The 8,654-nt window shown below is 49.7% G+C and carries 9 protein-coding genes; 8 read left to right on the plus strand and 1 reads right to left on the minus strand.

The window, feature by feature from the left end:
- Positions 1 to 154 precede the first annotated feature (154 nt).
- The 7 genes from AC2JF6_RS04115 (at position 155) to mreD (ending at position 7,924) form a co-directional block, all read left to right on the plus strand.
- Complete coding sequence (locus AC2JF6_RS04115; RefSeq protein ID WP_500729510.1) at positions 155 to 2,794, plus strand: valine--tRNA ligase; 2,640 nt, start codon at positions 155 to 157, stop codon at positions 2,792 to 2,794.
- 1 nt (position 2,795) lies between these two features.
- Positions 2,796 to 4,076 carry a bifunctional folylpolyglutamate synthase/dihydrofolate synthase gene (locus AC2JF6_RS04120; protein WP_500729511.1) on the plus strand — a complete coding sequence of 427 codons (1,281 nt, stop codon included), beginning with the start codon at positions 2,796 to 2,798 and terminating at the stop codon, positions 4,074 to 4,076.
- Positions 4,054 to 4,731 carry an HAD family hydrolase gene (locus AC2JF6_RS04125; protein WP_500729512.1) on the plus strand — a complete coding sequence of 226 codons (678 nt, stop codon included), beginning with the start codon at positions 4,054 to 4,056 and terminating at the stop codon, positions 4,729 to 4,731. Before AC2JF6_RS04120 ends, AC2JF6_RS04125 begins: the two co-directional genes overlap by 23 nt.
- A 40-nt stretch (positions 4,732 to 4,771) precedes the next feature.
- The gene (locus AC2JF6_RS04130) at positions 4,772 to 5,395 is read left to right on the plus strand and encodes a JAB domain-containing protein (RefSeq protein WP_500729513.1); all 624 of its coding nucleotides are present in this window, start codon (positions 4,772 to 4,774) and stop codon (positions 5,393 to 5,395) included.
- Positions 5,396 to 5,492: 97 nt separating this feature from the next.
- Positions 5,493 to 6,497 carry a rod shape-determining protein gene (locus AC2JF6_RS04135; protein ID WP_500729514.1) on the plus strand — a complete coding sequence of 335 codons (1,005 nt, stop codon included), beginning with the start codon at positions 5,493 to 5,495 and terminating at the stop codon, positions 6,495 to 6,497.
- Positions 6,498 to 6,542: 45 nt separating this feature from the next.
- A complete protein-coding gene (gene mreC, locus AC2JF6_RS04140; RefSeq protein WP_500729515.1) occupies positions 6,543 to 7,394 on the plus strand; it encodes a rod shape-determining protein MreC in 852 nt (283 codons plus the stop codon).
- The gene (gene mreD / locus AC2JF6_RS04145; protein WP_500729516.1) at positions 7,394 to 7,924 is read left to right on the plus strand and encodes a rod shape-determining protein MreD; all 531 of its coding nucleotides are present in this window, start codon (positions 7,394 to 7,396) and stop codon (positions 7,922 to 7,924) included. The genes mreC and mreD overlap by 1 nt, the downstream gene beginning before the upstream one ends.
- Positions 7,925 to 7,956: 32 nt before the next feature.
- Here mreD and AC2JF6_RS04150 read toward each other — a convergent pair whose 3' ends face one another.
- A complete protein-coding gene (locus tag AC2JF6_RS04150; protein WP_500729517.1) occupies positions 7,957 to 8,097 on the minus strand; it encodes a DUF4044 domain-containing protein in 141 nt (46 codons plus the stop codon).
- Positions 8,098 to 8,191: 94 nt separating this feature from the next.
- On the opposite strand from AC2JF6_RS04150, the gene AC2JF6_RS04155 reads away from it, so the two are divergent.
- The gene (locus tag AC2JF6_RS04155) at positions 8,192 to 8,518 is read left to right on the plus strand and encodes a DUF3397 domain-containing protein (protein ID WP_500729518.1); all 327 of its coding nucleotides are present in this window, start codon (positions 8,192 to 8,194) and stop codon (positions 8,516 to 8,518) included.
- Positions 8,519 to 8,654: the final 136 nt, after the last annotated feature.

Genomic DNA, 8,654 nt, shown 5'->3' on the forward strand with positions numbered 1-8,654 from the left:
ACTGGTTGGCTGAACCAATAGTAGGCTGATCCGGCATTTCGCCGTTATCGCAATGTAAGAGAAGCGGATTTAATCTGCTTAACTTAGGTGGTACCGCGGTAATTACATCGTCCTAGACAATTTTGTCTAGGACTTTTTTATTGGGAGGAATATTATGACAGATTTAGCACCTAAATACGACCCACAAGCAGTCGAACAGGGCAGATACCAGGAGTGGCTTGATCAGGACTTATTTAAGCCGTCCGGCGATAGTCAAGCGCACCCGTATTCAATCGTGATCCCGCCGCCAAACGTCACGGGCAAGCTGCACTTAGGACATGCATGGGATACGGCAATTCAGGATACCCTGATTCGTTTTAAGCGGATGCAGGGGTTTGATACCCTGTACCTGCCAGGAATGGATCACGCCGGGATTGCAACGCAGGCCAAGGTTGAAGCAAAATTGCGTGAGCAGGGCAAAAACCGGCACGAGATGGGCCGCAAGGCTTTTGTCAAGCAAGTTTGGGACTGGAAGGATGAGTACGCCAGCATTATCAAGAGCCAATGGGCTAAAATGGGTCTGTCGCTTGATTATTCGCGTGAGCGTTTTACCTTGGACGAAGGACTGTCAAAGGCGGTGCGCCGCGTCTTCGTGCAGCTCTACAATGAGGGCTTAATCTATCGCGGCGAGTACATCATCAACTGGGATCCTGAACTGCAGACTGCCCTGAGCGATATTGAGGTTATTCACCAAGATGACGAGGGTGCCTTTTATCATATCAAGTATCCCTTTGCCGATGGGTCAGGCTTTGTTGAGATTGCTACGACACGGCCGGAAACCATGTTTGGCGATACTGCAGTTGCGGTTGCGCACGGGGATGAACGATACCGGGATATTGTCGGCAAGGAATTGATTTTGCCCCTTGTCGGACGCCGCATTCCCATCATTGAGGACCAACACGTTGATCCCGACTTTGGCACCGGTTTAGTTAAAATCACGCCGGCACATGACCCCAACGACTTTGCCGTCGGCAACCGGCACAACCTCGAACGGATCAACGTTATGAACGATGATGGCACAATGAACGAGCAAGCGGGCAAGTATGCCGGCATGGATCGTTTCGAGTGTCGCAAAGAACTGGTTAAGGATTTGAAAGAGCAGGGCTATCTGATCAAAGTCAAGCCAATTGTGCACTCGGTTGGACACTCAGAACGCTCCGGCGTCCAGGTTGAGCCGCGTCTGTCTACGCAGTGGTTTGTTAAGATGAAGCCGCTGGCCGAAAAAGCCTTGGCTAACCAAGAGACAGCAGACAAGGTTAACTTTGTACCCGAGCGTTTTGAGCATACCTTTAAGCAGTGGATGGAAAATATTCATGATTGGGTAATCTCCCGCCAGCTATGGTGGGGGCACCGGATTCCTGCATGGTACAACAAGAAAACAGGTAAGGTCTACGTGGGCGAAGAGGCCCCGCAGGACATTGAAAATTGGGAGCAGGATCCCGATGTGCTTGATACCTGGTTCTCCAGTGCGCTCTGGCCGTTTTCAACCATAGGCTGGCCGGATGAAGATTCTGCAGACTATCAACGCTACTTCCCGACGGATGCGCTGGTGACTGGTTATGACATCCTGCCATTCTGGGTTGCGCGCATGATTTTTCAAAGTTTGCACTTTACGCATAAGAGGCCCTTTAGGGATACGGTTCTGCACGGACTTATTCGTGATGAACAGGGGCGCAAAATGAGCAAGTCGCTGGGCAACGGGGTTGATCCGATGGATGTTGTCGACCAGTATGGTGCGGATGCCTTGCGGTGGTTCCTGCTGAACGGGACAGCGCCCGGACAGGACACCCGTTATAATCCTAAAAAGTTGGCCTCTGCTTGGAACTTTATCAATAAGGTCTGGAATGCCTCACGGTTTGTGATTATGAACCTGCCCAAAGGTGCAGAGCCGGCGCACATGCCGGACGTTGCCGGCTTTGATTTGGCTGACGGGTGGATCTTTGACCGCTTGAATCACACGGTCGGCGAAGTTATTCGCCTGTTCGATGAGTACAAGTTCGGCGAAGCCGGCCGCGAAATGTACAACTTTGTTTGGAATGACTTCTGTGACTGGTACATTGAAATGTCTAAGGTGACCCTAAATGGCGATGACCAGGAGCTAAAGGCGAAGAAGCAGGACAATTTGATTTGGATTTTGGACCAGATTTTGCGCCTGCTGCATCCAATTATGCCGTTTGTGACCGAAAAGCTCTGGCTGTCAATGCCGCACAATGGGAAATCAATCATGGTGGCCAAGTATCCGGAAACGCATAGTGAATTTGTCAACGACCAGGCCCGCAATGATATGGACTTTTTGATTGAAACAATCAAGGCTGTTCGCAACATCCGCATGGAAGTCAATGCGCCCCTGTCTTCACCAATCGACATCATGATTCAGATTGAGGATAAGAATAGTGAACGGGTTTTAACGGCAAATGCTGAGTACGTGAAAAACTTCTTGCACCCGAAGAAGTTGACCATTGCAACCACCATTGATGCGCCTAAGTTGGCCAAAACGGCGGTGATCTCGGGGGCACAGATCTTCGTTCCGCTAGTTGACTTGGTTAATGTGGATGACGAAATCAGCCGCATGGAAAAAGAGGAAAAAGAGCTTGCTGGTGAAGTCGAACGTGCAGCTAAGAAGCTAAGCAACCAGGGCTTTGTTGCCCATGCGCCCCAAGCTGTGATCGATAAGGAAAAAGCCAAGAAAATTGACTATGAGCGTCAGCTTGAAAGTGTGCGGCAAAGAATTCAGGAATTGCGGAAGGGAGAATAGCGTGAATTTTACCAGTAGCCAAGAGTTGATCTCCTACATCTACGCACTGCCCAAGCGGCACGAAAAAGCCGATTTGTCATCCATCAAAAAGGTTTTGGCAATTCTGGGCAATCCGCAGGACCAGGTTAAGACAATCCATATCACGGGCACTAATGGTAAAGGTTCAACGTCGTACTACTTGAATAGCTTGCTGCAAAAGGCCGGTCAAAAGACTGGCCTTTTTGTTTCGCCGTACGTATATGAATTCAACGAACGAATTCAGTTGAACGGTCAGAATATTGCGGAGCAAGACCTTCTTGTGGCAGCCAGTCGGGTGGAAGAAGCGCTTCAACGCATTCGTCAAAAGGATCCGCTTTTTACCCTGGTTACCTTTGAGTATGAAGTGGCCATGGCCTTCGTCTACTTTGCTCAAGAACGCTGCGACTACGCCGTGATTGAAGTGGGAATTGGCGGAGAACACGACAAAACCAACGTCATCACCCCCGAGGTGAGCGTAATTACCACGGTGGGACTCGACCACGAAGAAGTGATTGGACCCACCATTCAGGATATTGCCCGGGAAAAAAGCGGCGTGATTAAAAAGCGGCGACCGGTGGTGCTGGGCAATGTGCCCCGCGCGGTGCTGCCAATCATCCGTAAAAAAGCGCATGCAGAACAAGCGCCAATCAGCCAGTTGGGCCGTGACTTTGCCCTGGCCGGCGAGCATAAAGATACATACGTTGACCGGGTGCGCCGGGTGCCTTTTAAGGCGATGCCGGACGTTGAAAAGAAAGATGCGGCAATCGCAATCAGGGCCTTTTACCTGCTTGGTTTGGACCTGGAAGCAGGACAAGCGGCAGCCGCAATTAACGAAACGATCGTTCCGGGCCGCTACCAGATTTTAAAGGAAAGGCCGCTCATTGTTCTGGATGGGGCCCACAACGTGCAGGCAGTGAAAAACCTGCTGGCCTTTGTCCACCAGCAGCAAGAGTGGCGGGGCGGCAGGGTGCGCATCCTGATAATGATGATGAAAGACAAGGATATGGCACAGGTCTTCTCCTTATTTAGTGCGACGGATGAAGTTGCGTTGACCACGATTGACTATCCGCGCGCCGCGCAAAAGGGTGACTTCCCCGCATGGGTTGAGCAAAAATACCCCTTTTATCCCCAATGGCGTGCGGCCTTCAAAGAAATATACCGTGATAGCCAGCCGAATGATATACTGCTGGTGACAGGTTCATTTTATTTAGTGGGAGCCATTTTACAAAGCGAGGCAAAAAATGTACGTTCAAGGCATCGATAATGAAATTAAGGGTATTTTGTTTGATATGGATGGTCTGCTGGTCAATTCGGAAAACTTGTATTGGAAGGCCAATATTCAAGCAGCAAAAGAAATAAATTTAGGCATACCTGACGATACCTACCTGAAGCTGGTGGGTTCAACCGCAGCCGACATGACCGCGTTTTATCACCGCTATTTTCAATCGGTAGAGCAGCGTGACCAGTTTATTAGGCGCACTGATGAATTGGTGTGGCAGTGGACGGATGAGGGCAAGCTGAAACTGCGTCCGGGGGTACAGGAGGCCCTTGATGCTTTTCAAGAAGCGGGCGTGGCCATGGCAATTGTTTCGAGCAATACCGAAGACGTCGTTGAGCATACGCTCTGGGCAACGGGTGCACGGAATTACTTCCTTTTTCACCTGAACGCCGATGAAGTCCAGAAACACAACATTAAGCCCAAGCCGGCCCCTGACATTTACCTCCTGGGGGCGGAAAAACTGGGGATTCCGCGTGCAAATATTTTGGCGTTCGAGGACTCGCCGACAGGCGTGCAGGCTGCCGCTAATGCGGGCATTAAGTGTGTGATGATCCCAGACCTTATCCCCGCAAGCACCACAGACCGGGCCAATGCCGTTTTAGTCTGCCGCGATTTTACCGCATTCCTGCAAAAAATTTAGCCAGCCTTTTTGCGTACTTAATGGTGAAAGGAGTAATTAAATGAAAATTATCAAGTCTGATCATTATTTAGTACACACCGATGTTGAACTTTTGGCGGTTTTGGTTGCTGAGCTGAAAAAGCGGGGCGTAACGAGTTTGGGGCAGCTGACAAAAGAATTTGACCGGCTGAATATCAGCAGTTTTGACGGCCTGCTCAACTACCTTTCGGGGGGCGAATGCGACGATGACCTGGCAATTCTGGGTGAAAACTTGCTGGAGCGGCTGCGTGCCGCGGTGCCCAACCATCCGGTTGTGCTCACCTCCAGCAGCGAGGTGGGCATGTACCTAACGGACAAGCTCGCCAGCCGCAAGCAGGAGGAACTGTGGGCAATCTACATCGACAATAGCAATCACATTGTTGCTGAGAAGCGTCTCTTCCTGGGCACGCTGGACAAGGCGACTGCGCATCCCCGGGAAATCTTCCGCTGGGCGGTACTCTATGCGTGTGCCGGCATCTTTGTCGTCCACAATCACCCCAGCGGCAAACTGATACCATCAGAGAGCGACATCGAACTGACCAAGATTATGCATTCATCCGCCGACATGCTGCACATTGATTTTTTGGACCACTTTATCGTCGGCAGGGGGCATTACCTCAGCATGCGCGAACAGCAATTGTTTTAAATTCATCTTAAAGTTCTACCGGAAATCTTTTTTCAATTGCACTTTATGCTATAATTATTCAAGATTTAGAGACTGCAGTAATTAAGGAGAGATTTTCGTGTTTGGATTAGGAGCAAAAAATATTGGCATCGATTTGGGTACGGCCAATACGCTTGTTTATATGGAAGGCAAAGGCATCGTACTTAGAGAACCGTCCGTTGTAGCGAAAAACACCCATACCGGCAAGGTGATTGCGGTCGGCACGGAAGCCAGGGAAATGATTGGCAGGACGCCGTCCAGTATTGTTGCCATCCGTCCGATGAAGGATGGTGTAATTGCGGACTATGACACAACTGCATCAATGCTCAAATACTTTATTGAAAAGACCGTTGGCAATTCAAAACCATCGGCGATGATTTGCGTACCATCGGGCGTTACCGAGGTCGAAAAGCGTGCCGTCATTGACGCTGCGCGCGTTGCTGGTGCACGGGAGGCCTTTGTTATCGAGGAACCGTTTGCTGCAGCTATTGGGGCCGGACTTCCGGTAATGGATCCAACCGGATCGATGGTTGTTGATATTGGTGGGGGAACGACCGATGTTGCCACGATTTCGCTGGGCGGGATCGTCTCCTCTACGTCGATTCGGCAGGCAGGCGACAAGTTCAACGCGGCAATCGTCAACTACGTTCACTCCAACTTCAACCTGCTGATCGGTGAGCGCACGGCTGAGGACATCAAGATTCAGATTGGTTCCGCGTCGGTCGAAAAGGCGCACGGAATCGAGGCGGTCAACATTCGGGGCCGTGACCTGGTTACAGGGCTGCCGAAGTCTGTTGATGTCGAGGCTGTTGACGTTGCCAAGGCGATTCAAGACGTCGTTCAGGACATCATCGTCGCAATTAAGGAAACGCTTGAACAGACCTCGCCGGAAATCGCAGCAGACGTCATTGATCACGGGATTGTTTTGACCGGTGGGGGCGCACTGCTCAAGAATCTGCCTGACGTCATCTCAGATGCCACCAAGGTTCCCGTCTTTATCGCTCAGGATCCACTCGACTGCGTTGCAGCCGGTACCGGCGAATCGCTTAAAAACATTGAAGTAATGCGCCATAGTCGCAGATAATAAGGGCCGGCTGATATTGCCGGCTTTTTTAGGAATCAGTTCTAGATGAAGAAATTTCTACAAAACAAAAAATTATTGGTGGTGTGTGTTGGCGTTATCGTGCTTTTTTCCGTAGTGGGAATTAGTGTAAATTTGCGCAATAAGAGGGATACGCCGCTGGTTATCCAAAGCTTTGGCAATGATATCGTAGCGGTGGGCGTAAGAATGGTTAATTTTCCCATTAGCCTGGTCTCGGGCAGCATGAACAGTGTCCATGACCTGATTAACACGCAAGATGAAAATAATTACCTTAAAAGTCGGGTTACCGAACTGGAACAGACCAAGGCCCGCAATTCGAGCCTTGAGGACGAAAATAAGCAGTTAAAGTCTGCTCTGAAGATTAAGAAGACACTGACCGATTTTGATATGGTTCAGGCTTCGGTTATCTCTCGTTCGCCTGATAGCTGGACGGCTCTGTTGGTCATAAACAAGGGGGCCACGGCGGGGCTGCGCAAGAATATGGCAGTAATGGCCGGCGGTGGCCTTATTGGGCGCGTTATTGAGGTTAGTGCCGCGTCGGCCAAAGTGGAATTGATCACCACCACGGATCAATCTGCCAATCGCTTCGCCGTCCAAGCGGAGTCTGCTGATGGGAAAAGGGTGCACGGCATCATTACCGTGATTGGCAACGGGTCCCTTGCCTTTACCCAGGCAATCGATTCACACAAGCTCAGGAAGGGCACGAAGGTTTACACCAGCGGCATGGGCGGCAATTCGCCTAAGGGGCTGCTGGTGGGCACGGTTGCCGCAACGACGCGTGATTCTTTCGGCCTGTCCGATCTCATCAAAATTGTTCCGGCCGGTGAATTAAACGATCCGAGCGTGGTGACTGTGATTAAGAGAAAGGTGGCTGGCTAATGCGTTCTTTGCGGAAGTTTATCCTGGTACCAGCCCTCTACCTTGCGCTTGCCCTCAACAGCAGCCTCTCGTTTTTCATGCACCAGTTTTTTGCATACAGCAGCGGCATAAACCTGTTATTGCCGGTTGGCGTGATACTCATTGCGCTCTTTGATGATACAAATAATAAGGAAGTCTGGCTTGCGTTGGGTGCCGGCGTCGTCAGCGACATTTATTTTTATGGCTTTCTGGGCATTTATACGGTCAGCCTACCCTGTATTTGCTGGCTCCTCCAGAAGGCGGCGCGCTTTCTCCCCGAAGTTTTCTGGGTCAGGATAATCACGGTTGTTGCTGCCAGTGCGCTCGTGGGCGCATATAGCTGGCTCATGTTGAACGTCACGGGAATTGCTAGTGCGCCGCTGTCTGAATTGCTGGTCAGCCTCATTGCAACAATGGTCTGGTCGCTCATTTTTGCGCTGCTGACCTATCACGTTTGGGGCTTATTGGCAACTAGCTTTCCGTTTTTGGTTAACCTCCATAATTACCGTTAATAAAAAGCGTGAGAAGCTTCTTCTCACGCTTTTTATTCAAAAACACCAAAACTGGATAATGCACCGACAACCTGCATCACTACAGCTGCCAGTGTGATAATGGCCATGAGCCAGGCCATCGCAATTGTTAATTTTTGAAATCCTGATTTTTTCTTCTTATGTTTTCGTGCCATTAGTAGACCTCCTGCTTGAACAATATTTTATTCTACTTAGTGGCTTTTTTCAAATAACGCATGGGCTAAAATAAAAGTAATTTAAGGAAGTAGTATGTTTTCAATATTTATTGTGCCTGTAATGGGTTTGGCTATAGCATTTATCTTGAACAAGGTGTTTCCGAAGGCAAAGTTTCGCGGATACGATGTCCTACCCTTCTTTTTTATCATTGCCTGTCACTTGATCGTCGTTCGGCAAGACAAGCCGGAATTTTTGCCGTACGGCTTTTTTGTCTTTTTTATCCTGGTGATCCTCTTGGCTCTTGCAGAGGCCGTTAAAAATAAGAATATTGCTCTGGGCAAAATAATGCGCGAGGCTTGGGACTACTTGACGCTCAACAGCGTGTTCTGGTACGTGGGACTATTATTCATGATGATTTAGCCCGTTAACGGGGGCTTTTTGAACCTAGTATAAGCGCGCACAAATTCAGTGCGAATTTGTGCGTTTTTTTCGCTTTGAAATTTGCAATTTTAAGTTGAACACCCTACTTGATCTGATAGATGCAATCTAATCTTCT

Source organism: Lactobacillus sp. XV13L (genome assembly GCF_059900875.1).

Bases quoted from the DNA above. Each gene is read 5' to 3' on its own strand.
- AC2JF6_RS04115 (WP_500729510.1), top strand. From the start codon at position 155: ATGACAGATTTAGCACCTAAATACGACCCACAAGCAGTCGAACAGGGC.
- AC2JF6_RS04125 (WP_500729512.1), top strand. From the start codon at position 4,054: ATGTACGTTCAAGGCATCGATAATGAAATTAAGGGTATTTTGTTTGAT.
- AC2JF6_RS04130 (WP_500729513.1), top strand. From the start codon at position 4,772: ATGAAAATTATCAAGTCTGATCATTATTTAGTACACACCGATGTTGAA.
- mreC (WP_500729515.1), top strand. From the start codon at position 6,543: ATGAAGAAATTTCTACAAAACAAAAAATTATTGGTGGTGTGTGTTGGC.
- mreD (WP_500729516.1), top strand. From the start codon at position 7,394: ATGCGTTCTTTGCGGAAGTTTATCCTGGTACCAGCCCTCTACCTTGCG.
- AC2JF6_RS04150 (WP_500729517.1), bottom strand. From the start codon at position 8,097: ATGGCACGAAAACATAAGAAGAAAAAATCAGGATTTCAAAAATTAACA.
- AC2JF6_RS04155 (WP_500729518.1), top strand. From the start codon at position 8,192: ATGTTTTCAATATTTATTGTGCCTGTAATGGGTTTGGCTATAGCATTT.